Origin of the sequence: Sulfitobacter sp. TBRI5, from assembly GCF_051013555.1 — a bacterium.
Classification (GTDB): Bacteria; Pseudomonadota; Alphaproteobacteria; order Rhodobacterales; family Rhodobacteraceae; genus JL08.
The window spans coordinates 2,428,568-2,454,581 of record NZ_CP112884.1; the positions used below are offsets into that span (position 1 = coordinate 2,428,568).

25 protein-coding genes and 2 pseudogenes are annotated in these 26,014 nt (G+C 56.2%); 11 read left to right on the forward strand and 16 right to left on the reverse strand.

The annotated features are described in order from the left end of the window. Positions 1 to 18 precede the first annotated feature (18 nt). The 6 genes from OLX72_RS12205 to OLX72_RS12230 all read right to left on the reverse strand — a co-directional run bounded on the left by OLX72_RS12205 (position 19) and on the right by OLX72_RS12230 (position 5,663). Positions 19 to 1,272, reverse strand: coding sequence for an AAA family ATPase (locus OLX72_RS12205; RefSeq protein ID WP_433988758.1), 1,254 nt, complete (start codon positions 1,270 to 1,272; stop codon positions 19 to 21). Positions 1,273 to 1,480: 208 nt separating this feature from the next. Then, complete coding sequence (locus OLX72_RS12210; RefSeq protein WP_433988759.1) at positions 1,481 to 2,119, reverse strand: OmpA family protein; 639 nt, start codon at positions 2,117 to 2,119, stop codon at positions 1,481 to 1,483. Between the two features lie 16 nt (positions 2,120 to 2,135). Continuing rightward, entirely contained in the window at positions 2,136 to 3,575 is a 1,440-nt protein-coding gene (locus OLX72_RS12215; RefSeq protein WP_114871019.1) for a type II and III secretion system protein family protein, read from the reverse strand. 194 nt (positions 3,576 to 3,769) lie between these two features. Further along, positions 3,770 to 4,624, reverse strand: a complete 855-nt coding sequence (gene cpaB, locus OLX72_RS12220; RefSeq protein WP_114871018.1) for a Flp pilus assembly protein CpaB — start codon at positions 4,622 to 4,624, stop codon at positions 3,770 to 3,772. 535 nt (positions 4,625 to 5,159) lie between these two features. Continuing rightward, positions 5,160 to 5,345: a hypothetical protein gene (locus OLX72_RS12225; RefSeq protein WP_114871017.1), complete on the reverse strand. Its 186-nt coding sequence runs from the start codon at positions 5,343 to 5,345 to the stop codon at positions 5,160 to 5,162. Positions 5,346 to 5,471: 126 nt separating this feature from the next. After that, entirely contained in the window at positions 5,472 to 5,663 is a 192-nt protein-coding gene (locus tag OLX72_RS12230) for a hypothetical protein (protein ID WP_433988760.1), read from the reverse strand. Between the two features lie 360 nt (positions 5,664 to 6,023). Here OLX72_RS12230 and OLX72_RS12235 point away from each other — a divergent pair, with 360 nt between their 5' ends. Beyond that, positions 6,024 to 6,842 (forward strand): lytic transglycosylase domain-containing protein, encoded by an 819-nt coding sequence (locus OLX72_RS12235; protein WP_433988761.1) that lies wholly within the window; start codon positions 6,024 to 6,026, stop codon positions 6,840 to 6,842. 27 nt (positions 6,843 to 6,869) lie between these two features. On the opposite strand, the gene OLX72_RS12240 is transcribed toward OLX72_RS12235, so the two are convergent. From OLX72_RS12240 to OLX72_RS12280, 9 genes and pseudogenes are all read right to left on the reverse strand, one after another. Beyond that, the gene (locus OLX72_RS12240; protein ID WP_433988762.1) at positions 6,870 to 7,160 is read right to left on the reverse strand and encodes a GNAT family N-acetyltransferase; all 291 of its coding nucleotides are present in this window, start codon (positions 7,158 to 7,160) and stop codon (positions 6,870 to 6,872) included. Next, positions 7,153 to 7,779, reverse strand: coding sequence for a 3-oxoacid CoA-transferase subunit B (locus OLX72_RS12245; protein ID WP_114871014.1), 627 nt, complete (start codon positions 7,777 to 7,779; stop codon positions 7,153 to 7,155). Before OLX72_RS12245 ends, OLX72_RS12240 begins: the two co-directional genes overlap by 8 nt. Positions 7,780 to 7,788: 9 nt before the next feature. Beyond that, complete coding sequence (locus tag OLX72_RS12250) at positions 7,789 to 8,487, reverse strand: CoA transferase subunit A (RefSeq protein ID WP_114871013.1); 699 nt, start codon at positions 8,485 to 8,487, stop codon at positions 7,789 to 7,791. A 129-nt stretch (positions 8,488 to 8,616) separates the two neighbouring features. Next, complete coding sequence (gene topA, locus OLX72_RS12255) at positions 8,617 to 11,226, reverse strand: type I DNA topoisomerase (RefSeq protein WP_114871012.1); 2,610 nt, start codon at positions 11,224 to 11,226, stop codon at positions 8,617 to 8,619. A gap of 261 nt (positions 11,227 to 11,487) precedes the next feature. Continuing rightward, a pseudogene (gene dprA, locus OLX72_RS12260) lies at positions 11,488 to 12,547 on the reverse strand (DNA-processing protein DprA). Between the two features lie 152 nt (positions 12,548 to 12,699). Further along, positions 12,700 to 14,031, reverse strand: coding sequence for a pilus assembly protein TadG-related protein (locus OLX72_RS12265; RefSeq protein ID WP_433988763.1), 1,332 nt, complete (start codon positions 14,029 to 14,031; stop codon positions 12,700 to 12,702). Between the two features lies 1 nt (position 14,032). Then, the gene (locus OLX72_RS12270; protein ID WP_433988764.1) at positions 14,033 to 14,584 is read right to left on the reverse strand and encodes a TadE/TadG family type IV pilus assembly protein; all 552 of its coding nucleotides are present in this window, start codon (positions 14,582 to 14,584) and stop codon (positions 14,033 to 14,035) included. Between the two features lie 406 nt (positions 14,585 to 14,990). Continuing rightward, positions 14,991 to 15,742 (reverse strand): IS5 family transposase gene (locus OLX72_RS12275; protein ID WP_433988765.1). Its coding sequence is split into 2 segments (ribosomal slippage): positions 14,991 to 15,409 and positions 15,409 to 15,742, totalling 753 coding nucleotides; the frame shifts between segments, so codons are not numbered across the junction. A 247-nt stretch (positions 15,743 to 15,989) separates the two neighbouring features. Beyond that, the gene (locus tag OLX72_RS12280) at positions 15,990 to 16,190 is read right to left on the reverse strand and encodes a hypothetical protein (protein WP_114871009.1); all 201 of its coding nucleotides are present in this window, start codon (positions 16,188 to 16,190) and stop codon (positions 15,990 to 15,992) included. A 336-nt stretch (positions 16,191 to 16,526) separates the two neighbouring features. Between OLX72_RS12280 and OLX72_RS12285 the strand changes: the two are divergent. Continuing rightward, a pseudogene (locus OLX72_RS12285) lies at positions 16,527 to 16,643 on the forward strand (IS481 family transposase); the annotation flags it as partial. 235 nt (positions 16,644 to 16,878) lie between these two features. On the opposite strand, the gene tldD reads toward OLX72_RS12285, so the two are convergent. Beyond that, the gene (gene tldD / locus OLX72_RS12290) at positions 16,879 to 18,336 is read right to left on the reverse strand and encodes a metalloprotease TldD (protein WP_433988766.1); all 1,458 of its coding nucleotides are present in this window, start codon (positions 18,334 to 18,336) and stop codon (positions 16,879 to 16,881) included. A 202-nt stretch (positions 18,337 to 18,538) separates the two neighbouring features. Between tldD and coxB the strand changes: the two genes are divergently transcribed. The 9 genes from coxB (at position 18,539) to OLX72_RS12335 (ending at position 25,981) form a co-directional block, all read left to right on the forward strand. After that, a complete protein-coding gene (gene coxB / locus OLX72_RS12295) occupies positions 18,539 to 19,378 on the forward strand; it encodes a cytochrome c oxidase subunit II (RefSeq protein ID WP_114871008.1) in 840 nt (279 codons plus the stop codon). 59 nt (positions 19,379 to 19,437) lie between these two features. Continuing rightward, entirely contained in the window at positions 19,438 to 20,385 is a 948-nt protein-coding gene (cyoE, locus tag OLX72_RS12300; RefSeq protein WP_114871007.1) for a heme o synthase, read from the forward strand. Next, positions 20,382 to 20,543, forward strand: coding sequence for a hypothetical protein (locus tag OLX72_RS12305; protein WP_205388970.1), 162 nt, complete (start codon positions 20,382 to 20,384; stop codon positions 20,541 to 20,543). The genes cyoE and OLX72_RS12305 overlap by 4 nt, the downstream gene beginning before the upstream one ends. Continuing rightward, a complete protein-coding gene (locus tag OLX72_RS12310) occupies positions 20,543 to 21,118 on the forward strand; it encodes a cytochrome c oxidase assembly protein (RefSeq protein ID WP_114871006.1) in 576 nt (191 codons plus the stop codon). The genes OLX72_RS12305 and OLX72_RS12310 overlap by 1 nt, the downstream gene beginning before the upstream one ends. A gap of 23 nt (positions 21,119 to 21,141) precedes the next feature. Further along, a complete protein-coding gene (locus OLX72_RS12315) occupies positions 21,142 to 21,945 on the forward strand; it encodes a cytochrome c oxidase subunit 3 (RefSeq protein WP_114871005.1) in 804 nt (267 codons plus the stop codon). A gap of 119 nt (positions 21,946 to 22,064) precedes the next feature. Next, the gene (locus OLX72_RS12320) at positions 22,065 to 22,742 is read left to right on the forward strand and encodes an SURF1 family protein (RefSeq protein ID WP_433988767.1); all 678 of its coding nucleotides are present in this window, start codon (positions 22,065 to 22,067) and stop codon (positions 22,740 to 22,742) included. A 4-nt stretch (positions 22,743 to 22,746) separates the two neighbouring features. Further along, the gene (gene thrC, locus OLX72_RS12325; protein ID WP_433988768.1) at positions 22,747 to 24,138 is read left to right on the forward strand and encodes a threonine synthase; all 1,392 of its coding nucleotides are present in this window, start codon (positions 22,747 to 22,749) and stop codon (positions 24,136 to 24,138) included. Then, positions 24,135 to 25,397, forward strand: a complete 1,263-nt coding sequence (locus OLX72_RS12330) for a M16 family metallopeptidase (protein WP_433988769.1) — start codon at positions 24,135 to 24,137, stop codon at positions 25,395 to 25,397. The genes thrC and OLX72_RS12330 overlap by 4 nt, the downstream gene beginning before the upstream one ends. Next, positions 25,397 to 25,981: a GNAT family N-acetyltransferase gene (locus tag OLX72_RS12335; RefSeq protein WP_114871001.1), complete on the forward strand. Its 585-nt coding sequence runs from the start codon at positions 25,397 to 25,399 to the stop codon at positions 25,979 to 25,981. Before OLX72_RS12330 ends, OLX72_RS12335 begins: the two co-directional genes overlap by 1 nt. Positions 25,982 to 26,014: the final 33 nt, after the last annotated feature.

The window sequence follows — 26,014 nt, forward strand, 5'->3', positions numbered from 1 at the left end:
TATCGCCCCTGTTCATGTTCACGCAGCCTTTGCGTCTGATTTGTCGGCGTCCTGACCAAGCTGGTGCAACGAAGCCGCCAGTTTGGCGATTTCCTTGCGCAACGGGTTCTTGGCGGCCGACAAGGCCAACGGCAATCCATGGTCGGCGCCTTGCGCTACTTGTTTGCCACCATCCGGCAATTGTAAGTCAATCGAAATACCTAAGCTTTCAGCAAGTCGCTTGACCCGGCTTTTGCCGTTCAAATCGGTAAATTTCGGTGCCCGGTTCAGTGCAAAGCGCAGCTTTTCAAAAGGCAGTTCTTCCGACTGAAGTGCTCGTTTCAGACGCAAAACGTTCTGCGCAGACCGCATGTCCAGTTCCAGAGTGGCGAAATACACATGCGCCGCATGCAGCAGGGTTTCCGACCACTGGACCAGCGTTGAAGGCATATCGACGACCACGTAATCAAAATGGCGCCGCGCAATTTCTATCACGCGGTTGACGTCTTCGGATGTGATCAGATCTAGTGGTAAAAGATCAAACGGGGCTGTCAGAACCTGAAGTTTGTCTTCATACCCCAGAAGCGCATGTCCGAATACTTCGTCGTCCATGTTTGCGGTTTCCGACAGCATTTCCAGCACTAATTCACGGCGTGGCAGATCCAGAAAGGTCGCCACCGATCCGAATTGCAGATCCAGATCCAGAATGCAGACTTTGGGCGGGTCTTCTTTTGTGACTGTGGCCAATTCCCACGCCAGATTCACAGCGAGGGTCGTGGACCCTGTTCCACCGGCAAGGCCGTGCACGACGATCAGCGCACCTTCCTTGGAGCCGCCGTTTGAATTTAGCGGTTTTACTTGTGCTTCAGTCGGAGCCATTTGCGGTGCGGGGGCACGAACGCGATCAATGGCGGCCTGCAGTTCATTTTCAGGAAGCGGGTAGGGCACGAATTCGTCCGCACCCTGACGCAGCAACTGGTGCAGCCAGGCGGGCGTGACGTCTTCGGCAATCAGGATGATCTTGATATCTTTGGCCTTGGCGCGGGTGATGATCTCGCCCATGAGAACAAGATTGTCTTCGTCCGAATCGTCCATTGCCAGGGCGATGAATTCCAGTTTGTCCGCGTCCGGTTGGGCGAAAAAGGCCAGTGCCTCGGCAAAACCTAGATCGCCCCAGTTCTCACCCAGTGCCATTTCCATATCTTCAATCAACAGATCAAAATTCTGGACATCGCGGCTGACGGTGCAGGCCACGATCGGGTTTGTTTCAGGTTGCGGCATTATGCTGCTCATTGCCTTATGTCCTTCTTTGAAAAGGACGGCGCAGGGCAGGGCAGGGCAGCGAAATTGCGCCATTGCGTGTGCGGTCTACGATCGTCCCCGTCCGGTTAACCCGGACACAACTCTCCTATTGGGACGAATATCGCGGACAATCTGGGCAATAATGGGGCCAAAAAAACCCAATTGTAGGGTTTCTTGGGACGATCATAGAAAAAAGACGTTATTGTCCAGACTGGAAGTCTGCGGCGCTGGTGCCAGTCAATTGTGTCGGCGGCACGGCACTTGCGATGTAATCGCGATAGATGATTTGTGCGTATTTCCCATCCAGAACAGTGGGATGGCGTTTCACAAATCCGGACACTTCCGTCACGGTGCGTCGGTTCTGGCGTTCCGGCCCTTGTGACATGATCACAAGCTGGGTTTCGCCAAAGGATGCTACGGCTTCAAGACGCGACCGGCTGATGCCTTGCGACGCAAGGTAGGACACAACCGCATTCGCGCGCCGCAATCCCAAAGACTTGTTGTACCGATTGCTGCCCACGGCATCGGTGTGGCCGTAAACACGGAACCGCACTTCGGGAAACTGACGGATCCAGTTTGCCTGTTGGTTCAGGATCGTGCGGGCCTGTTGATCCAGCTGAGAGCTGTTGAACTCGAAATTGACGGTCGAATTCACCTCGGACGCAAATCGGGTGGCCAGGTTGAAGGCGAATTGCTCTTCATCCGAATGCACCAGCGTGTTGTTCAGGGTGGGTTGGCCGAAATTGCCTTCGTTCAGAAAACTCCCGGCTTCGTTGTCGCAAGCTGCCAAGAGTGACATCCCGGCCAGTAGGCTGACCGCCGATACAGTGTTTTTCATCTGTTTCCGCATTGTCTCAATCCATCACATAGCCATAAGAGCCGCTGAAATCCTGTTTGGCAACTTCACCTGCCGCGCCGGTCGTCGGGGTACGGCTGTTTCCGGCCGTACGGCCAAACAGGAACAGATCGCTTTCAGTGGGGGGTGTTACCCTGTCGGTTGGCAGGGCAATTGCCTCGCCGCGGGTCGGTGTGACCAGATGCGCGGTGACAATAATCACAAGTTCCGTCTGGTTGCGCTGGTAATCCGCACTGCGAAACAGCGATCCCAGCACAGGGATGTCGCCCAGCCAGGGCAACTGGGTGTTGTTGTCCTTGAAATCATCCAGCAACAGGCCCGCAATCGCAAAGCTTTCGCCATCCCGGATTTCAACCGTGGTTGATGTTTCGCGACGGGTAAAGGCATCGATATTAAAGCCATTGACCGAAAAACCGTTGCTTGGGTCGATCGCGGAAACGGCTGCGCCCATTTCAAGGTTGATCAGGTCGCCATCCACAACGCGCGGGATAAAGTTCAGCTCGATCCCGAAAGGTTTGAATTCAACGGTAATCTGGTCGTTGTCCTGCGAAACTGGCACCGGATATTCGCCACCGGCAAGGAATTTCGCCTCTTGTCCCGACAAAGCCGTCAAATTCGGCTCGGCCAATGTGCGGACCATACCTTTTTGCTCCAGCGCTTCGATCAGAATACCCACCTGGGTGGACCCTGCGTTAAAGCCGAACAGGATAGCACCGGCGTTTTCGTTGGAAAGAGGTGTGTTCCCCGCCAAAGAGTTCGCGATGTTAAGGGCGTTGTTGTTGGTGCCGTTACCACCGGACAGGCCCAGATCGCCGCCAAATGCCGTGCCACCCAATGCAACCGAGCTGCTGAGGGATTTGGAAACCGACCGGTTCATCTCGGCAAAGCGCACTTTCAGCATCACTTGCTGAACACCGCCAACACTCATCAGGTTGGAAACCCGCTCCGGCGCATAGCGTTCCGCCAGATCAAGTGCGCGTTGCAGGCGGGCGCTGCTTGAAACAGTCCCCGACAGCACGATGCCGTCATTTGCAGTGCGCACTTCGATTTTTTCGCCCGGCAGGATTTGCCGAAGACGCTCTTTGAACTCGCTGACATCCGCAGCAACGCGGACATCGACATTGGTGATCAATTGGCCGCCAGCATCCAGGAGCGTAAGTGTCGTTAGGCCCGGCGATTTACCCAATACGTATATAGTGCGGTCCGACAAAGACGAGATATCGGCGATTCCCGGATTGGCGATGCTGAGCTCCGAAAACGGAACGTCACTTTCCACGACAACGGCCCTGTTCATCGGAACGCTCAGGACCGTTTCGACGCCCTTTTTGACCACACGCACACTTTCAGCCTGCACGTTCGTCGGTGCGGTAATGGCCACTGGCACTATACCAACCGAAAGGCCCAAAAGAGCCGCTTTCATAAATCTATCAATTTTCATGTGACCTGCCTCTCCGATCACGCCTCATTTGCGGGTCTTTGATGCCCACGATTGCCAGCACTCTGCGTCAGTTTCGATTTTATTGCAAGAATCAATGGGTTCACTGTGAATGTTTATGTGGATAAGTGGCAACAGAACCCTAAACGCAACAACGCCCGGCGGGGCCGGGCGCTGTCTAGTCCATTGAATTTGCATCAGTTTGTGCAGGGGATCGGAATTTCGACAACTTCCGCGCCACGGCGTGTTCTGATGGTACATACTTTCGCGGCTTCCCTTTGAACAACCGGGGCCTGCTGTTCGATGCCCAGCAATTTGCGCTGATCAATCTCGATCGACTGGGCGATCGTGGTGTCGTCCGTGCCCACTAGCGACAGTGATAAACTACCAGTGGTTTGCGCTTGCGCCAGTGCAGCCACCTGTTCCGGTTTCACCGAAACGGTTACTGTCCGCGCGATCGTTGCTTCGTCCCGATTGCCGCCCGTCGACTGATCAACCGCAATCAGGCGCACGCCGGTTTCGATCAGCTTTGTAATATCGCCTCGCCCGTTCAGATCATTGCTGACGCGGCCAGTCCAATACACATCGACACGGTCTCCCGGACGCAGAAAACCGGAAACGCCGCTGGTCACGTCCACGCGGATTGCAAAAGCGCGCATCCCACGTTCCAGACGCGATGTAATACCCGCATCCTCGCCGGGTTCTGTCACTTTGAGCGCCATGATCGCTTCGTCTTTTTCCATGGGTCGCAATACAACGCGGAGAACGTCGTCTCCTTTCGAAAACATTTCTTCCATTGTCACGAACGTACCTTCGGGTATTGCGTTTTCGGGCCACTTCACAAGCCGGATGTCTTCCTTCAGGATCGGCTCGCCATATTTTAGCGGCCGCTCTGCAACCAGAACCTCGACCGTTGGAACGATATTTTCTCTTGCTTGCCGTTCGACAGCCAGTGCTGTCTGGTAAGCTTGGATATAATTTTTAGCCATATACACGGCACCGCTGGCCAGGGCCAAACCCACCAATAAGACCAACCCAAAAACCACACGCATAACATAACCTCTCTTGAATTGGGCTGCATGTAGCAGCTCATACTACTTCGTTTATTTAATAGCAGGGAAATGTGGCTAAAACTTGGTGCCGCAATGGTATAGAAGTGCCCTTTCTATGTGATGCCATTGCGCAACAGTATACCTTGAGCCGATAATCGAAAAAAAACGGCAACTTAAAACCCCATTTTGATTGTTTTTGGTCGGCTGTTTCTAATTTCAAAACGTCCAACCGCCACAAAGCTTGCGAATGCACCTGTCAGAATCAATGTTGAGTCACTAATCGACGCGGAGATCGCTACAGCCATGTCCACTGCGCCGGCACACAAAACAATCCAGTCAACGGTAACGTTGCCGTCTTCATCCCGAATGATTTTTTTTTGAAATATTCGACAAGTTTTTGTCTTTCCTGGCTCTAGTGTAAAAATTACATCTATGTTGCGTAGGCGGGATACGAACTGAAAGGTCGCATCCTTTTAGCAAGGGTGCGGCCTTTCGTTTTACAATGCGACCGAAGTTGACTTAAAGGCCGGTGGCGTTAGGGGGCGTTAGGGTCCTGCTTGCCCAAGAACGTCGCAGTCTGGTCTGTCAGGGTAGTCGAAGCAGATTCAATCGAAGTGAAGGCTGCGACAGCCAACCCAGCAACGGCTGCGGTCAGAACAACCCAGTCAACTGTTACGGCGCCGTCTTCGTCTTTACGGAAGTTTTTAAAAATATTCGACATGTTTTTGTCTTTCCTGGCTCTAGTGTAAAAATTACATCTATGTTTTGTAGGCGGGACAGAAACTGAAAGGTCGCATCCTTTGAACAAGGGCGCGGCCTTTCATTTTAGAATGCGACCGAAGTTGACTTAAACGCCGGGGGCGTTAGGGTCCTGCTTGCCCATGAACGTGTTAGTCTGGTCTGTCAGGGTAGTCGCACCAGTTTCAATCGTAGTGTACGCTGCGACAGCCAAGCCAGCAACGGCTGCGGTCAGAACAACCCAGTCAACTGTTACGGCGCCGTCTTCGTCTTTACGGAAGTTTTTAAAAAATTTGATCATTGTTTGTCCCTCCAAAGGATCAGGTATTCAGTTACATATTACCTTGTCGTCTGTTGCGGGCTGTCTCTCTCAGACCCTGTCCGACTTGGTATGCAGTGTTTATGCTGCGCGAATGGGGCATCAATTTGGCGCAAAACACCGGTTTTTTAAAAATTCCCAAATTATTTGAAAAAAACATTTAACACTATGAAATAAAATGAAAAAAAAATTCATAGAAATGCATTGCTAGGGATGCGCTTGGGTTTTTGAGGCACATTAAGGCAAAAATGCCACGTTCAAACGCCTGAAATGCTGGTTTGATGGGGTGTTTTCTGCATTATCAGCGCTAACAAACCCAGAGGCAGGGGCAAATCGCGCAAAATGCGGTATCTGACCATAATAATGATGGCGCTGGCCTTGTGCGGCCCTGTCGCCGTGTGGGCGGAATCGACCAAACCGGCGCCGTTTCCCGAATTCAGCGCCAAGCGGGTCAAACCGCCTGCGGCCAACGTGGCCAAACGGATCACCGTGCAAATTGATCCTGCAACCCAGTTCCGTAAAAGCAAACCACTGACAAAAGAAGATGACGCAGCCGCGCCCAAAGGTGAACCGATCGGCCAATATGTCTGGTTCTGGGACAAGGTATCGCCCGCGCTGGCGCAATCGGGCCCCGGACGTCTGGCCGCCGCGATGAACGTGCTGGCGGGTTCCAACAGCCCCGTGGCCGCGCCGCGCATGCAACACATGCAGGACATCGCCCGCGCCCAGGGTATCGAGATTCTGAAATCCACCATCGGCACCAGCGTGTCGCCTGCCCTGGTGCTGGCCGTGATCTCGGTTGAATCGGCGGGCAAAACCGATGCGGTCAGCAGGGCAGGGGCGCAGGGGCTGATGCAATTGATGCCGGCCACCGCCGAACGGTTCGGAGTCGCGGACAGCATGATCGCCGCGCAAAACATTCTGGGCGGCGTGAAATATCTGGATTGGCTGATGGGCGAATTTGATGGTGATCCCATTCTGGTTCTGGCCGGGTACAACGCCGGTGAAGGATCGGTGCGCAAACATGAAGGTGTGCCCCCCTTTGCTGAAACCCGCGATTACGTGCCCAAAGTGCTGGCAGCATTTCAGGTCGCGCGGGGGTTGTGCAAGACCCCACCCGAACTTGTCACCGATGGATGTGTGTTTGCAGCTTTGAACTAATGGAAACAATCTGTTTCCAAAGGCGTTTCAAACGTTGAGCGCGTCGGTCCAGTCTGGATGCTTGCGTCGTTGCGCATTTACAAAGGGACACAGGGGCGCAATCTTTACACTACTCTTACGTGCGTCAGAAACCATGCGCGTGACCAGTGCCAACCCCGCGCCCGTGCCGCGCAGACTGTCGGGCACAGCGGTATGATCGGCAATGGTCAGATAGTCCGAGGCGATGCTGTAGGTCAGCTCCGCCTCGACCCCGTCATGGCGCAGGATATTGCGGCCCTTTGAACCGTCCACCTCTTGCGTGATGGCAAACTCAGACAATCGTGGCCTGCGTGGCAGCGCGCAATTCGTTCTCGCTGACGCCGTCGGCACATTCCACGATCTTCAATCCGCCCTCGACCACGTCCAGCACACCCATGTTGGTAATGATCCGGTCAACCACGCCTTTGCCGGTCAGGGGCAGGGTGCATTCTTTCAGCACCTTGCTGTCGCCGTGTTTGTTGGTGTGGTCCATCACCACCACCACGCGGCCCACACCGGCCACCAGATCCATCGCGCCGCCCATGCCTTTGACCAGCTTGCCGGGGATCATCCAGTTGGCCAGATCACCGTTTTCCGCCACTTCCATCGCGCCAAGGATCGCCATCGCAATCTTGCCCCCACGGATCATGCCAAAGGATTGCGCGCTGTCGAAATACGCTGTGCGTGCCAGTTCGGTGATGGTCTGCTTGCCCGCATTGATCAGGTCGGCGTCTTCTTCACCTTCGATCGGAAACGGGCCCATGCCCAGCATGCCGTTTTCCGATTGCAGCGTCACATCCATCCCGTCAGGGATATAGTTGCTGACCAGCGTCGGAATGCCGATGCCAAGGTTCACGTACCAGCCGTCCTGCAGTTCCTGCGCGGCCCGTGCGGCCATTTGGTTGCGATCCCACATAATACCGTCTCCTTATGCCGCTGGACGCGTTGTGCGTTGTTCGATGCGTTTTTCGTGCTGGCCCTGCACAATGCGGTGCACGTAGATGCCGGGCAGGTGGATGCCATCCGGGTCCAGTGATCCGCGCGGTACGATTTCCTCTACCTCGGCCACACAGACCTTGCCGCACATCGCGGCGGGCGGGTTGAAATTGCGCGCGGTCTTGCGGAATACCAGATTGCCGGTGTCGTCGGCCTTCCACGCTTTGACGATAGCCAGATCGGCGAAAATACCTTCTTCCATTATATATGTCTCGCCGTTGAAGTCCTTGTGCTCCTTGCCCTCGGCAATCACGGTGCCCACACCTGTTTTCGTGTAGAAGCCCGGAATACCGCAGCCACCGGCGCGCATCCGTTCGGCCAATGTACCTTGCGGGTTAAACTCCAGTTCCAGTTCGCCGCTCAGATACTGGCGCATGAATTCGGCATTTTCGCCGACATAGGAGCTGATCATTTTCTTGACCTGACGGGTCTGCAACAGGATGCCGATGCCAAAATCATCCACGCCCGCGTTGTTGGACGCAAAGGTCAAATCCTTGGTGCCCGCGTCCTTGATCGCGTCCAGCAGCAATTCGGGAATGCCGCACAGGCCAAAGCCGCCGCTGGCAATAAACATCCCGTCAAACAAAAGCCCCTCAAGCGCTTCTGCGGGGGTGGCGTAGATTTTTTTCATGAAAGACGCTCCTCAAACCCAGTGTTGCGCAAACTTGTGACGCGCGGGCAAATGAGAGTCAATTGGAATGCCGCATCGCAGCGCGCAGCACTGCGGTTCAAACCGAACTTCCGGCGGATTGGTCGGGCTTTAGCTTGCCTTGGTCGCCGGTTTCTTTTTGGCTGCGGTTTTATTGGCTGCCGGTTTCTTTGCCGGTTTTTTCGGGGCCGCCTTGCGCCGCGTGCCCTTCTTGGCAGCCTTGGCGTCGATCAGCTCGACCGCCATATCCATTGTGACCGCATCAGGCTCCACGTCTTTGGGCAGGGTCGCGTTCACCTTTTCCCACTTCACGTAAGGCCCGTATTTACCTTCCATGATGCTGACCGCCCCGCCGCTTTGCGGGTACTCACCCAGATCGCGCAGGGTTTTCGCCACGCCGCCGCGCCCGCCACGGCTCGCGACTTTTTCTGCCAGCAATTGAACCGCGCGGTTCATGCCGACGGTGAACACTTCTTCTATGCTTTCCAGATTGGCATTTGTCCCGCCACGCTCGCTCGTGCTGGCGGCGTGTTTCAGATAGGGGCCATATCGCCCGATATTGGCCCAGACCATCACGCCGTCATCGGGATGCGCACCCACCTCGCGCGGAAGGGATAACAACCGCAACGCCTGTTCCAGATCGACATCGGCAGGCGGCCATTCCTTGGGAATGGACTGGCGCGGCGGCTTTTTATTATCGTCTGTCACTTCGCCACGCTGCACATAGGGGCCGAACCGCCCCTTGAACGCATAAATCTTGTCGCCGGCATCTTCGCCCAGCACCTTGCCTTCGGGCGGGATGCCGCCGCTGTCCTCTGCTCCGGGGGGGCCGAAGGCGCGGGTATAGCGGCATTCGGGATAGTTGGAACAGCCGATAAACGCGCCCCCGGATCGTGCGGTGCGCATGCTCAACCGTCCGGCCCCGCAATTGGGGCACAGGCGCGGGTCGCCACCGTCTTCCGTCATCGGAAACAGATGGGGTTCCAGAACCTCGTTGATCTTTTCCAGCACATCGGTGATGCGCAGTTCGCTGGTTTCGGCAATCGCTGCCGAAAAATCGCGCCAGAACCGGCCCAGTACATCCTTGTAATCGGCCTCACCGGCGCTGACGACATCCAACTGGTTTTCCAGATCGGCGGTAAAATCATATCCGACATATTTGCGGAAGTAGTTTTCCAGAAACGCCGTGACCAGACGGCCCTTGTCTTCGGGGATCAGGCGGTTCTTTTCCTTGCGCACATATTCACGGTCCTGAATCGTGGTCACGACCGATGCATAGGTTGATGGACGACCGATGCCCAGTTCTTCCATGCGTTTGACAAGCGTTGCCTCGGTATAGCGGGGCGGGGGCTGGGTGAAATGCTGGTCGGGGGTGACGCTGCGCTTGTCCGCCGGATCGCCCTGCGAAATCTGGGGCAGGCGGTTGTCATCGTCTTCGTCCAGCACCGCATCATCACGGCCTTCTTCATAGACTTTCAGAAAACCGTCGAACAATACGACCTGACCGGTCGCGCGCAATTCGACCTGTGTGTCTTTGCTGGCTACGTCCACCGTGGTGCGCTCCATGCGCGCCGCTTCCATCTGGCAGGCCAGGGTGCGTTTCCAGATCAGATCATACAGCTTGCGTTGATCGGCCTCCAGCAGCTTCAGGGCAGATACGTCCTTGGACATTTCTGTCGGGCGGATACATTCGTGTGCTTCCTGCGCGTTCTTGGCCTTGTTCTTGTACATCCGCGGGCTGGCGGGCACATAGTCCGCACCGTAGCGCGCCTTGATTTCGTCGCGCGCGGCGCTGACCGCTTCGGGGGCCATATCGATGCCGTCGGTCCGCATATAGGTAATGTGGCCGGCTTCGTACAATCTTTGCGCCGTGCTCATTGTCTGGCGTGCGCCCATGCCGAATTTGCGGCTGGCTTCCTGTTGCAGGGTCGATGTCATGAACGGCGCGCTGGGGTTGCGATTGGCGGGTTTCGCCTCGACCGATTTCACGGTCAAATCGCGGCTGTTGATCGCCTGCACCGCCAATTCGGCCTGCGTGGCGTTCGAAATATCGAACTTGTCCAGCTTCTTGCCTGCCAGAACCGTCAGGCGCGCCTCATAGGTCTGGCCGCGCGGAGTGCCCAGTACCGCCTTGACGCTCCAGTATTCGCGGGCGCAGAACGCCTCGATCTCCATCTCGCGCTCGACAATCAGACGCAGACAGACCGATTGCACCCGCCCCGCCGATTTCGCGCCGGGCAATTTGCGCCACAACACCGGCGACAGGTTAAAGCCCACCAGATAATCCAGCGCGCGCCGCGCAAGATACGCCTCGACCAGAGGCATATCGACCTGACGCGGCTTTTTCATTGCTTCGGTCACGGCATCCTTGGTGATTGCGTTGAACACCACGCGGCTGACGGGGGTATCTTTCTTGATCGATTTGCGCTTGGTCAGCGCCTCTTGCAAATGCCAGCTGATCGCTTCGCCTTCGCGGTCAGGGTCGGTTGCAAGGATCAGTTCGTTGTCATTTGCCAGTGCATCCGCGATCGCCTTGACGTGTTTTTTGCTGTCACTGGCGATTTCCCATTTCATGTCGAATTCATGATCCGGATCAACCGATCCATCCTTGGGCGGCAGATCCCGCACGTGCCCGTACGAGGCTAGAACGGTGTAATCGGACCCCAGATATTTGTTGATTGTTTTAGCTTTGGCCGGGGATTCGACGACAACGACTGGCATAAATGTTTGCACCTTTTCTCTAAAACCTTGGGCGTCTATGGCCGCGCAAAATGTGGTGTGCAAGGGGGAATCGTCAACCGGGTCGAATGAACGTAGTCTGGTTGTCTTGGCTCAGGGACCGGATTTGACGCACCGAAATACACGGTTCCGGCGGGTGTGGTACATCCCGCGGCACGATTTACCGGTACCGCGTTTGCGCTGTGTCGGGCGGCAAGTCTCATGTGAGGACACTATATACATGCACTATATATAAAAGTGTGTTTACTGCGCCAAAGACAGCAAACCACCGGCCTGACGTTTGATTTTGCCGGACAGTTCTAGATCAACCAGAACCGGGGCCATCATGCGTGCCGGGGCCGCCATATCGCGGATCAACTGATCTTCCGCGACAGGGGACGGGCCAAGCCGCGCGAGAATCTGTAAATGCAGGGCGGCGGTTTCGCGCAAGCAGCGCTTTGGCGGCGGGGCGACGGTGGGGGGAATCGGCAATTCCGGTTGTGCGTTTTGCTGCGGTTGGGCGGCAGGGGCCAAAGCCTCGATCACATCCGCGCCAGAGCGGACCAGAACCGCGCCATCGCGGATCAGCATGTTGCATCCGGCGGCGCGTGCATCAAAGGGGTGGCCCGGTACGGCCAGAACCTCACGGCCTTGATCCAGCGCATTGCGCGCGGTGATCAGGTTGCCCGATTTTCCGACAGCTTCCACAACCACAACCGCGCAGGACAGGCCCGAGATAATGCGGTTGCGGCTGGGAAAATGGCGCGCTTGCGGGGTCAACCCGACGGATTGTTCGCTGATACGCAGGCCTGTTTGCGCAATCTGCAATGCCAGATCGGTATTTTTGGCCGGATACATAACGTCAATGCCCCCAGCCTGCACCGCGATCGTGCCAGTCTCCAGCGCCGCGATATGTGCGGCGGTATCAACCCCGCGCGCCAGCCCCAATACCACGACATTACCCGCCTGACCCAGTTCGCGGGCCAGTGCGTGTGCCAAGCGAGGACGCGTTGCGCGCCCCGACAAGAGCCACAATAGGCCGGTTTAACAGCGCCCGATTGCCCGTCAGCCACAAAAACGGTGGCGCATCGGGCAAGTCGGTCAGTGATTTCGGATAGTCAGGCGTGCCGCGAAACACCAGTTTTGCGCCGGCCTGCGCGCCATTTCGCAGTTCGGCCTGCGCAACGGCTTCGGGGCAAATGCGGTAATCCTTTACACCGGCGGCGCGCGCTACGTTCGGTAGCGCGGCCAGCGCGTTCTGCGCGGTGCCTTGTTCAGCCAGCAGCCTGTAAAACGTGGCAATGCCAACCCGGCGAGAGCGCAACAGACGAAACCACGAAAACCGATCATCTTCCTTGGTGGGTGGAAGTGGGGGGTGAGTGGAAGGATGGTCGAAACAACTTGGGTGAACAATGCCCCAGTCGCAACTGAGCCATTCAGATAGCCGAATAGCTTCTCAGATGAAATATCCCTTTTTCATTGCATGAGGCGCGGCCCATACTCGGCGTACTTACCGAGTATAGGTGAAGTCTCACAGACCCTCATTTCGGCTTCAGATGTGGCTGTTAAACTGCCTTGTGTCTTCATTGAGAGGCCTTCGATTTTCTGAGCCCTAGCATGGAAGTATATGTCGCCTCTTGCCCAGACGACGCCCCCGTAAGCCGAAAAGTTCGCATTGGCGTAAAATCCACCCAAAGACAGGAGCGTCGCACCTCCACCGATTGCGCAATCATCGTTGACACCAAGTTGCAATCCAGAGCTTGAATAGAACGCTTGTGCCGAAGTATTGCGGGTTGCGATCACAACATTCTTCAAGATGACGTTTGATGAGAACTCGACCTGGCAATCTGTGACAAGTGTAAAGTCTTCGTAGGTTCCAGATTTGAATATGATTTTTCCACCCGCGCAATTGTGCCTGTGAGCCAGTCCCGGTGCGATATCGGTCGGACGAAACTCACTTAGCGTCAGTGGGGTAGGTGCCTTTAGTAAAACAGTCGATGGAACGAACAACCCGACTCCCAATTCGAGGTTGGTGATGATGTTGGGAAGCTCGTCCAAAGATGACAGATTATACCAGCCCTCCGCCTTGGCTCCCTCAAGGTTGGTATTCGAGCTATAAGCTGAATCAGGTATATCCAGTTTTTCGATATGGGGCATCGACACTTTGGAACCAAGAATTTTATCCGCGTAGTTATCAGCAGTAAAGTAATTGTTGGTCCTCAGGCTAACATAAGTATTCGAGTGCAGGCAGAAGCTGGGGCCAAAGAAATTGCCTGAGTCGATCGTCAGGACCCCTTCTGCAAGCAAACCTTGAAACGAGCATGGCTTGCGCTTCAGGACTTGAATCGAGTCCTCCGCGACATTGAAGCTGTCAAAACCAATCATGTAGAGAAGAAGGTTGGGGGTGGAGTTCCCGCGGTCTTTTGTCATGCCAGCATATACGCGCACCGCATCTACGGCTCCTGGTGCGGGCGTAAAGGTGCGCGTGTCGTAATCCCATGTGCCGAACGTAAAATCAGCCGAGGTGATTGCCTCTTGCATGTTTTTCCGTGGAAGCATACCGCGCACGACCTTCAAGGCTTCAGATATTGCAACAGATTCCGATTTTGACTGGCGCGTCAATAAAGCTGCATGCGCGGCTGAATCGGCTGCATTTTGTAAATACTGACTATCTGCTTGGCGCTTTTGGAAGTCCACGGCCATTCCGCCAATAATAAGAATGATAAGACAGAAAAACAGTGCCAAAACTGTGGCAGAGCCATTCTCATCTTGAATGAAACGGCGCGGGTAAACCATTCTGATATTCATCTTAATACTCCACTAGGTGGCTGCTCGAGATATTCAGTATGATCGTGTTGAAGGGTTTGCGCACAAAGCCCAACGGCATCATGGATCCTGCTGGGACCTGTACGCTCGCTTCAGCCACGTTGAAAGCTTTTGACGCATTCGCAGAGATCGCCGTGTCAAGATAGGCCAAGCGGCTCTCTAAATCAGCTTTGGCTTCTGCGTTTGTATCGTACAATCCGAGCGAATGTTGTCGCGAGACAGTCTGCACCACTCGCAAAATTTGCGCCTCACTGAAAAATACCATTGACACGTTTATTGCAAAGCCAATCAGAATAAAAAAAATAGGCATCCAAATGACGGACTCGACAGTAAAGCTACCAGCTTCGCACATCCAGAAGCGCTTTAGAAATCGACTTCTTTCTTCGGATCGGCGGGTGCAATTGATTTCACTTGTTTTGAACAATTTGATACCCTCTTCTTGACACAACCATTTTGATCCTGAATCTGGCAAAATATAGGCAAATTCTTGTTCTATTTGCGATTTACCGGCGCCATCAGACAAAACAAACGGCAATCACTAGCCATCGATAAGGTCTGAAATGTCCGTCGTCCGGGTTTTTGGAACTAATGGCAGCTTAAATTAGGAGAGTATCTGGCTCGTCTTTTTGGTTGCAGTATGCCGCGCGCTCGCGATGATGCAAGCGGCGCGTTTGAGGGTTTTTCGTTTGATCTGTTCCCTTGGCAGTGTCACAGGAACTTTCTTGTCGGCTGGGTGCGCGCCGACTTCGACAACATATCCGCCATGAGTTTCGGGGACTTGTCGCCCAATGCAATTTTAGCCCTTAACAAGGGCACAAAATGGGGGCTTTGCTCATCACACTGGCGAGGGCGGAACCTCGCGCTATCGCCGCGAAGGTGGGGTGCTGTCAGAACAAATCAGCTTGAGGCGGGCGGGGCGGTCGATTAGGGGCTGTTGACGTTCACCTGATGTGAATGATTGTAGCGGCGATCGAGATGAATGCTTTGAAGCTGGGGTCTGTTTTGCACGAGCGCATAGCTATCCCTCTGTTTTCCTTCAGTTTGCCAAAGTAGTTTTCGATCAGGTGCCGCCATTTGTAGGTGTCTTTGTCGAACTCCGCCGGGAACTTCCGGTTGGACTTCGGCGGAATGACCGGAGTGATGTCGCGATCCAGCAGGTCATTGCGCAGCCAATCCGCATCAAAGGCCCTGTCCGCCAGCAGGTGCCCGGCAGACAGATTTCGGATCAGTGTATCGGTCTCGCGCAGATCATGGGCTTGTCCGGGCATCAGGCAAAAATCGACGAGGTTGCCGAGCGCGTCCGTCAGCGCCAGTATCTTCGTGGTTATCCCCCCGCGAGAGCGCCCGATGGCCTGGCAAAGAGTCCCCCTTTTGCGCCTTGGCCAGAGCGGTGAACCTTGACGATGGTGCCATCGATCATGGCGTATTCGAGGTCGGCGTCTGAGGCTAATACTTTGAACATATGATAGAAAATATCTGCCTTAACCCACCTGCGGAACCGCTTGAACACAGAGTTCCACTTGCCGAATTCGTCCGGCAACTCGCGCCATTGTGCCCCAGTGCGAACGATCCAAAGGACGGCTTCCACAAACAGGCGAGGATCGCGCCCAGTTTGTCCCGGGTCTGTGGGTTTTCCAAGACAATACGGGTCGATGATTGTCCAATGCGCATCGGTCAGGACTCTTCGGGTCAAGGCTGCTCTCCTCTGTTTGCAACCTTGAATCAGAAGTTAAGTGATTTGGGAATCCCGAACGTCAAAAGCCCCTAGGGACGCGAGAAAAACTGATTCCAAATTTCGCCTCCCTTTCAGAAACGCAAGCCGTCATGGTGGAGGCGATGGGGCTAAACAGGATCGTATTTTCGGTTGCCATGTAAAAGTCCAGGAGTGAGTTGCATCGCTAATGCGCACGCTTCGACGATTTTTCTGCTTACAACAGCTTCTACAACAAGATTTCCAGAAGCTTGGCGATGAGAATTATCGCGGTCGAAACGACGGCGATATACGTCAGTATGAACGGAAAATCTAGAAGCGGCTTTGGCCGGATTGGTATGGATAAATCAATTGCCTCATGTGTCACGTTTGCTGCCGTCTCGGGCAGTGACATGCGGAAAATGGCGACACGCGTGGCAATGATAGTCATACTAAAAGGCCCTTCAAACAAGGATACTGGTTACAAACACAAACAACGCTGGAGGGTTTGGCGAACAAAAAACCCATATAGCATGGCTTAGTTGTAAGGGATTGGCGAAAAGTGTCAATTAGTAGAATCAAAAGTGTAAATTTGTACACTATATGCAGCTGAGTTTACCTTAAGAAATTGTTTTAAATAGATAAAGCTTCACTTCTCAGCTTGAAACCACCTTATCCAAATTGCCCAGAAACAGTCTTATTCCAAAAACGAACCTATATAATACTCTAGTTGTTTGATCCCACGGTTTGATGGTGTGATCCTTTCTATGGAATGGAAGGAAGCCATATGGGACAAGTTCGTCACGGGAGCGCCACGACCACGCACGCCGTCAGAGCTGCAATACAGCGATCGCAAGCTACGAACGCGGCGCTGAGCAAAGAACTGGGTATCAATCCCAAGACCGCTTAACCCTTCTTCAATATACTCAAGAAACCGCGTGCGCAGCTCTGACGATAGTGCTGATGACATGAAACATCCTCCCAATCAGGGTGAGTCACAAATCAAAGCCAATGGGAATCCCACGATTCAGGGTTCAAGCTCGCCGCTTTAAACTTGAAAGAACTAAACCATCTCATATGGTAAGGCCGCAGAATAAGGAAGGGCGCAATCACGACTGGTCAAGACCCGATCGCGGGATTTAAGTCTCCGATCCGCCCACCGTCAAACCACCGATCATCATAGTCGGCTGGCCCACACCCACCGGCACCCATTGACCGGCCTTGCCGCAATTGCCCATACCCGGATCCAGCGCCATATCGTTGCCAAGGGCGCGGATGCGTTTCAACGCGGTCGCCCCGTCTCCGATCAGTGTGGCGCCCTTGACCGGCGCACCGATCTTGCCGTTTTGCACGCGGTAGGCTTCGGTGCAGGAAAACACGAACTTTCCATTGGTGATGTCGACCTGACCACCGCCAAAGCCGACCGCGTAAATCCCGTCCTTCAGATCGGCGACGATATCGGCCGGGTCGGCATCCCCGCCCAGCATATAGGTATTGGTCATCCGTGGCATCGGCGTATGGGCATAGCTTTCGCGCCGTCCGTTGCCTGTGGGGGTGACGCCCATCAGGCGCGCATTCTGGCGGTCCTGCATGAACCCGACCAGAATCCCGTCTTCGATCAGCACGTTTTTGGCTGATGGCGTGCCTTCGTCATCCACGGTAATACTGCCGCGCCGGTCCGGGATCGTGCCGTCATCCAGAACGGTCACGCCGCGCGCGGCCACCTGCTGGCCCATCAAACCGGCAAAGGCGCTGCTGCCCTTGCGGTTGAAATCCCCCTCAAGCCCGTGCCCGACGGCTTCGTGCAACAGGATACCGGGCCAGCCATTGCCCAGCACCACATCCATGATGCCTGCAGGGGCAGGAACCGCCTCAAGGTTGACCAAGGCAATGCGCAGCGCCTCGCGGGTATTGGCCTGCCAGTCGGCAGGGTCCATCACGCCATCAAGGCTGACACGCCCACCGCCCCCTGCGCCACCGGATTCGCGGCGTCCGTTTTCCTCGACAATCACCGATACATTCACACGGCTCATCGGGCGAACATCGCGCACGATCAGCCCGTCGGGGCGCAAAATCTCGACCTCTTGCAGGCTTGCGGCCAGGGTGGCCGATACCTGCACCACCCGTTTGTCCAGATCGCGGGCAAAGGCATCGATGTCGCGCAAGGTTTCGATCTTGACGGGAAATGCCGCGCCGGCAATCGGATCGGCATCTGTATAAAGCTTGCGGTTTGTGTGGGCCGGCCCGGTGTCCAAAACCGCGCCGCCATCGCCCACGGCCAGCCGTGCGGTCTGCGCCGCGCGGCGCAGGGCGGCGGCGCTGATTTCGGTGGAATGGGCATAACCCGAAACCTCGCCACAGACCGCGCGCAGGCCGAATCCCTCGGACGCGTCATAGCTGGCCGCCCGGATGCGCCCATCATCAAAGGACAGAACTTCTGACCGGCGACGCTCCAGAAACAACTCTCCGTCGTCGGCGCCTTGTGTTGCATCGCGCAAAATACCCAGCGCCTCGTCGCGGTCCAACGCGGTCTCAAACGGTGCAAACACTTCCGCTTTTGCAGTATTTTTGTCGTCTTTAATCGGGGTATCCTGCATTTCAAGGCTGCCCTGTCGTTGTGGAGGGAAGAAAATAGCGTCTGTTTGACGCAAGCTTATGGCTTTATCTGTGCATCAGAATATGATTGTAAGCATGAACAAGACAACGGGCAATCAGCGCGGGGGTAAACTGACGCGTGGAACTGATGCCCTGACCGATATAATAATGCGACCAACAGTGATCAACTGATCAGGAACAAAGATGAAAAACCTAGCCATGCTTACCGGCCTGTTTGCCGGCCTTTCCACTCTTCCCGCCTTCGCTCAGGAAGGTCTTGAGATTATCGGCGCGCCGGTCGACGGTAAAATGGGGTTCCAGCCTGCGGCCAGCGAACTGGCGCGGGATCTGCAATGGCTGGACGGCATGATTCTGGTCGTTATTACCGCGATTACGGTTTTCGTGACGGCGTTGATGATCTACGCGATGGTGCGGTTCAACCGCAAATCAAACCCGACGCCAAAAACCTTTACCCACCACACCCCGGTCGAGATCGCCTGGACGATCATCCCGGTCTTTATCCTTGTGGCCATCGGCGCATGGTCGCTGCCGATCCTGTTCAAGCAACAGGAAATCCCCGAGGCAGACGTGACCATCAAAGTCACCGGCTACCAGTGGTATTGGGGCTATGAATATGTCGATCACGAATTCGGCTTTGAAAGCTTCATGCTGGATCGCGCCTCTCTCGCGGAATATGGCTACAGTGATGACGAATACCTGCTGGCGACGGATACGGCCGTTGTCGTGCCGGTGGGCAAAACCGTTGTGATGCAGGTCACAGGCGCCGACGTGATCCATTCTTGGACGATCCCCGCCTTTGGCGTGAAACAGGATGGTGTACCCGGTCGTCTGGCCGAACTTTGGTTCGCTGCCGACAAGGAAGGCATCTATTTCGGCCAATGCTCTGAACTGTGCGGCAAGGATCACGCCTATATGCCGATCACGGTCAAAGTGGTCAGCGAAGAGGCCTATCAGGAATGGCTGGACGGCGCGATCGACGAATATGCCGGCGTGCCGCGCGCGATCACTGTCGCGTCTAACTGACCTTCGGATCAGCGGGGCGGTCTTTGCCCCGCGATTTACCTGATGATCGGACCTGCCTGATGAGTGATGCAAGCATCAACACAAAAGACACAGCCCACCCGGGCGAGGCGTCGTTTGGCGATTATTTTGCGCTGTTGAAGCCCCGTGTCATGCAGCTTGTGGTCTTTACTGCTCTGGTCGGTCTGCTCGCCGCGCCGGTGCAGGTGCATCCGATGATTGCCTTCTCGTCGATCCTGTTTATCGCGGTTGGGGCAGGGGCATCGGGTGCGCTGAATATGTGGTGGGATGCGGATATCGACGCCGTGATGCGCCGGACAGCCAACCGCCCCGTTCCCGCTGGCAAAGTGGAACCGGGCGAAGCGCGGGCCATCGGTCTGGCGCTGTCGGGTCTTGCCGTGATGATGCTGGGGCTTGCCGCAAATCTTCTGGCGGCGGCGTTTCTGGCGTTCACCATTTTCTTTTATGCCGTCATCTACACGATGTGGCTGAAACGTTCGACACCGCAGAACATCGTGATCGGCGGCGCCGCGGGGGCGTTTCCGCCGGTGATCGGCTGGGTCTGCGCCACCGGGTCAATGGCTGTCGAACCGTGGCTGATGTTCGCGCTGATTTTCATGTGGACGCCGCCACATTTCTGGGCGCTGGCGCTGTTCATGCGCTCGGATTACGACGATGCGGGCGTGCCCATGCTGACGGTGACACACGGACGGCGCGCAACGCGCACGCATATTCTGGTCTATACCGTTCTGCTGTCGATCCTGGCGGTGGGCACCGGATTTTCGGCCATTGGCGGCCCGATTTATCTGTCGGTCGCGCTGGTGCTGAATCTGTTGTTCCTGCGCGGGGCCGTGCAGATTTGGCGCCGTGACGAAACACAATCCGAAGCCGACAATTTTGCCGTCGAACGCAAATTCTTCCGGCTGTCGCTGTGGTATCTGTTCGCCCATTTCGTCGCCATCCTGCTGGAAGCGGCGCTGGCGCCGTTCGGTCTGGGGGGCTGGGGATGAGCTTTCACACGGAACATGAAATTCACAAGCGCCGTTTTGGCCGCAATCTGGGCGTGGCGCTGGTGCTGGTCGGCTTTATCGTCGTCGTGTTCGGGCTGACATTCGTCAAGGTCACACGGGGCGATTTCGCCCTTCCCACATCGGAGGTTCAGAACTAATGGCGTTGCAGGGACCAAAGAAAACCGTTTTGCAGACCGTATCCGTCGTCGTGTTCATGGGCGCGCTGGCCTGGGCCTCTGTGCCGTTTTATGACTGGTTCTGCCGTGTCACCGGATTTGGCGGAACCACCGATGTTGCGACAACGGGGTCTGACGAGATTCTGGACCAGACCATTACGGTGCGGTTCGACGGATCGATCAACAAGAACATGCCTTGGGAATTCAAACCGGTGCAGCGTGAAATGGAACTGCGCATCGGCGAAACCGGTCTGGCCTTTTACGAGGCTTACAACCCGACCGACAAACCGGTGGCGGGATCGGCCAGCTACAACGTCACACCTTACGAAGCGGGCGGGTTCTTCAGCAAGATCCAGTGTTTCTGCTTCGAGGAACAGGTTTTGCAACCCGGTGAACGGGTGCAGATGCCGGTGACATTCTTTGTCGATCCGGAAATCGTAACCGATCGCGATGCAAAATACGTGCATACGATCACTCTGTCTTATACGTTCTACGAAATTGACCTGCCCGAAGGCTATGCCGCCTTGGACAATCAGGCCACAACAAACTTAAACTAAGCCGTAAGGTGAGGGACACAAACATGGCGCACGAAAAAAACCACGATTACCACATTCTGAACCCCTCGATCTGGCCATTGCTCGGATCGCTGGGTGGCTTTGCCATGCTTTTTGGTGCGGTCCTCTGGATGCATGATGTTACGCCGTTCCTGTTTCTCGCGGGGCTTGCGGCTGTGTTGTACGTGATGTTCGGCTGGTGGTCGGAAGTGGTGGCAGAAAGCCGCGTCGGGGATCACACCCCGGTTGTGCGGATCGGCCTGCGCTACGGCTTTATCCTGTTTATCATGTCCGAAGTGATGTTCTTTGCCGCATGGTTCTGGTCGTTCTTCAAACATGCGCTTTATCCGATGAACGAATATGTCGGGAGCACCTATGTTCCTGCGGAATTCTATCAGGTGAACGCGTTTGAACTGCCACTGATCAACACGCTTCTGCTGCTGCTTTCGGGCTGTGCGGTCACATGGGCGCACCATGCGCTTGTCCACGAAGACAACCGCAAGGATGTCATCAACGGTCTGGCACTGGCCATTGTTCTGGGTGTGCTGTTCACCGCCGTGCAGGCCTATGAATATTATCACCTTCTGGTCGACAAAGACTGGCAGTTCGGCGGCGACAAGTTCTTTTCGAACTTCTTCATGGCCACAGGCTTTCATGGCGCGCACGTGATCATCGGTACGATCTTTCTGGCGGTCTGTATGTTCCGTGCGATGAAGGGCCACTTTACGGCGGAAAAGCATGTCGGCTTTGAAGCGGCGGCCTGGTACTGGCACTTTGTGGATGTGGTGTGGCTGTTCCTGTTCTTTGCGGTCTACATCTGGGGCATCTGATCTGCCCGACAAAGCGGATTGCGGGTTGATCCCGCGCCGCAGACGATTATCAAGCAAAGCGCGCAAGGCATCTGACCTTGCGCGCTTTTCCTTTGTCGGGCGGGGGGGCCTGATCTGATATGCGCCGTTGGGTGTTCTTGCTGACGTTCGGGTTGATCGGGGCCGCGATCCTGATCGGGCTTGGCACCTGGCAACTTCAGCGGCTCGACTGGAAACAGGGTGTGCTGGCTGACATTGACAGCCGGATTACAGCAACCCCGGTGGCGGTGCCTGCCACACCCTATCCCGCAACTGACAAATACCTGCCGGTGCAGGCGCAGGGCACAATCCTGCCGGGCGAAGCGCATGTGCTGGTGTCGATCAAGGATGTCGGGCCGGGATACCGCATCATTGCACCCTATGAACTGGCCGATGGCCGCCGCATCCTGCTGGATCGCGGCTTTGTCCGCGATGCCGCCAAAAACAACACCCGCACAACAGGGCCGATCAGCGTCACAGGCAATCTGCACTGGCCGGACGAGGTTGACAGCTACACGCCCGCGCCCGATCTGGCAGGCAATACATGGTTTGCCCGCGATGTGCCCGCGCTGGCGCAGGTACTGGGCACCGACCCTGTATTGTTGATTGCGCGCACCATTTCGGAACCGAACCCTTCTGTAACGCCTTTGCCGGTCGACAGTGCTGGCATTCCAAACGATCACTTGCAATATGCCATCACGTGGTTTTCGCTGGCCGCCATCTGGCTGGCGATGACCTTCTTTTTCATGCGCTCGATGCGCTCAAAACCGGAAAGCTGAAAAGTTGCGCTACATCTCGACCCGTGGACACGCGCCTGTTTTAAGTTTCGAAGACGCAATGCTGACCGGCCTTGCACGCGATGGCGGATTGTACGTGCCCGAAACGATCCCGCAGATGGATCAGGCCGATATTGCCGCCCTGCACGGTCTTTCCTATGAAGATGTCGCCTATCGCGTGATGCGCCCCTTTGTCGGCGATACGTTCACCGATACGGAATTCGGCGATATCATCACGCGCAGCTATGCCGGGTTCGGCCATGCCGCCCGCGCGCCTCTGGTGCAGCTGGACAGCGGCCATTTCCTGCTTGAACTGTTTCACGGCCCGACGCTGGCGTTCAAGGATTTCGCCATGCAACTGATCGGCCAGATGTTCCAGACCGCACTGGCGCGGCGCGGTGAACGCGTGACCATCGTCGGGGCCACCAGCGGTGATACCGGTTCTGCCGCGATCGAGGCGTTCAAGGGGCTGGACGTTGTCGATGTGGTCATCCTTTATCCCCATGGCCGCGTCAGCGAAGTGCAGCGCCGCCAGATGACGACACCGGGCGAGGCCAATGTGCATGCGCTTGCGGTCGATGGCGATTTTGATGATTGTCAGGCCCGCCTGAAGGATATGTTCAACGATTTCACCTTCCGCGACGAGGTCCGGCTTGCCGGTGTGAATTCGATCAACTGGGGGCGCGTGCTGGCTCAGGTGGTTTATTACTTCACCTCCGCAGTCAGCCTTGGCGCGCCGCACCGCCGCGTCAGCTTTACTGTGCCGACGGGAAATTTCGGCGATATATTCGCCGGATACATCGCCAAGAAAATGGGGCTGCCCATTGATCAACTGGTTGTCGCGACCAACCAGAACGACATTCTGGATCGCTGCCTGAAAGGGCAGGGCTATCACACCAGTACGGTGCACCCGTCGATCAGCCCGTCGATGGATATTCAGGTCAGTTCCAATTTCGAACGGGCGCTGTTTGATGCCTACGGGCGCGATGGCAATGCCGTTGCGCAACTGATGGACGAACTGAAATCCGGTGGCGGATTCGACGTCAGTCAGGGCGCGCTTCAGATGTTGCAGGATACCTTCCAGTCCGGGCGCGCCTCGGAAGATGAAACATCGGCCACTATCACCGCGGAACTGGCGCGCAGCAGCGAATTGCTGTGCCCGCATTCCGCCGTGGGCGTCAAGGTTGCAAACGCGCTGCGCGATCCCGCAACACCGATGATCACGCTGGCCACGGCGCACCCCGCCAAATTCCCCGATGCAGTCGAGGCGGCAACAGGAATACGTCCACCCCTTCCCCCGCGCATGGCAGACCTGTATGACAGGCCGGAACGGGTGACGCGGATCAGCAACGATCTGGCCGCGCTCGAAGCTTTTGTCAGAGGACAGATCAGACATTGACAGTACAACAACACACTCTGGCGAACGGGTTTCGCATCGTCACCGAAAACATGCCGGGCCTGCAGTCGTCCTCGATCGGGATCTGGGTCACGGCAGGTGGACGCCACGAACGGGTTGAACAGAACGGCATCGCGCATTTTCTTGAACACATGGCGTTCAAGGGCACAAAGCGGCGCAGTGCCTTGCAGATCGCCGAAGCCATTGAAGACGTGGGCGGGTACATCAATGCCTATACCAGCCGCGAAGTCACCGCCTACTACGCCCGGGTTCTGGAAAACGATGTGCCCTTGGCGCTGGATGTGATCGCCGATATCGTTCTGAACCCGGTATTCGAACCGGAAGAGATCGAAATAGAACGCGGTGTGATCCTGCAGGAAATCGGCCAGGCACTGGATACGCCGGATGATGTGATCTTTGACTGGTTGCAGGAAAAGGCCTATCCGGGTCAGCCGATCGGGCGCACCATTCTGGGCCCGTCCGAACGTGTCAGCGCATTCACCCGCGAGGATCTGGCCGGCTTTGTCGGCGAACATTACGGGCCCAACCAGATGATCCTGTCAGCAGCGGGGGCCGTGGATCATGATGCCCTCGTGCGCGAGGCCGAAATCCTGTTCGGGCACCTGACGCCAACGCCATCCTTTGATATTTCGCCCGCCGCCTTTTCCGGAGGCGAGGTGCGCCGTACCAAGGATCTGGAACAGGCCCATTTTGCGCTGGCCTTTGAAAGCCCGGGCTATCGTGATGACGCAATCTATGTGGCGCAGATCTATGCCAGCGTTCTGGGTGGCGGCATGTCTTCGCGCCTGTTTCAGGAAGTGCGCGAACATCGCGGTCTGTGCTATTCGATCTTTGCGCAGGCCGGGGCCTATGCCGATACCGGCATGACCACGATCTATGCCGGCACCAGTGCCGGTCAGATCGGTGAACTGGCCGAAATCACTGTGGATGAAATGAAACGCGCCGCCGACGACATGAGCCCGGCCGAAGTGGCCCGCGCCCGCGCCCAGATGAAGGCCGGTATGCTGATGGGGCTGGAAAGCCCCTCAAACCGCGCCGAACGTCTGGCCCGCATGATCCAGATCTGGGATCGCGTGCCTGATCTGGACGAAGTCGTGCAGCGCATTGACGCGGTGACAACCGGGGATGTGCGCGATTTTGCAGGCCACATGGCCACCGCCGCCCGCGCAGCCATGGCGCTTTACGGTCCGGTGCAGAAAGCCCCCGATCTGGAAAAACTGCAGGGACGGCGCGCTGCCTGATGCTGCTGGCCAAGCGCAAGCTGAAGATCGAAACCGAGCGTATGACGCTGCGCCCGCCGACCCATTCGGATTTTCGCGCATGGACCAGTCTGCGCCGCGAAAGCGAGGATTTCCTGACCAGATGGGAGCCAAGCTGGGCGCAGGATCATCTGTCGCGCAAGGGCTTCACCAATCGCGTCTATTGGGCACAACGCTCTGTCAACAACGGTTCGGCTGTGCCGCTGTTCCTGATCCGCCGGTCCGATCAGGTTCTGCTGGGCGCGATCACCCTTGATAACATCCGCCGTGGCCCCGCGCAGGCGGGCACGTTGGGATATTGGACAGGCCAGCCCTTTATCCGTCAGGGATACATGCGCGAGGCGATTCTGGCCGTTGTGCATCACGCATTCAACCGACTGGACCTCAGCCGCATCGAAGCCGCCTGCCTGCCTGAAAACGTCGCCTCGCGCGGGTTGCTGGAACGGTCAGGCTTCAAATATGAAGGCGTGGCGCAATCCTATCTGCAGATCGATGGCCGCTGGCGCACCCACGTGCTTTATGCATGCCTGCGCAGCGACCGGCGCGGCAAGACCGAAGCGGGCTAAAACCCCGCTATCAAGCTCAGGTGTTTTACACTT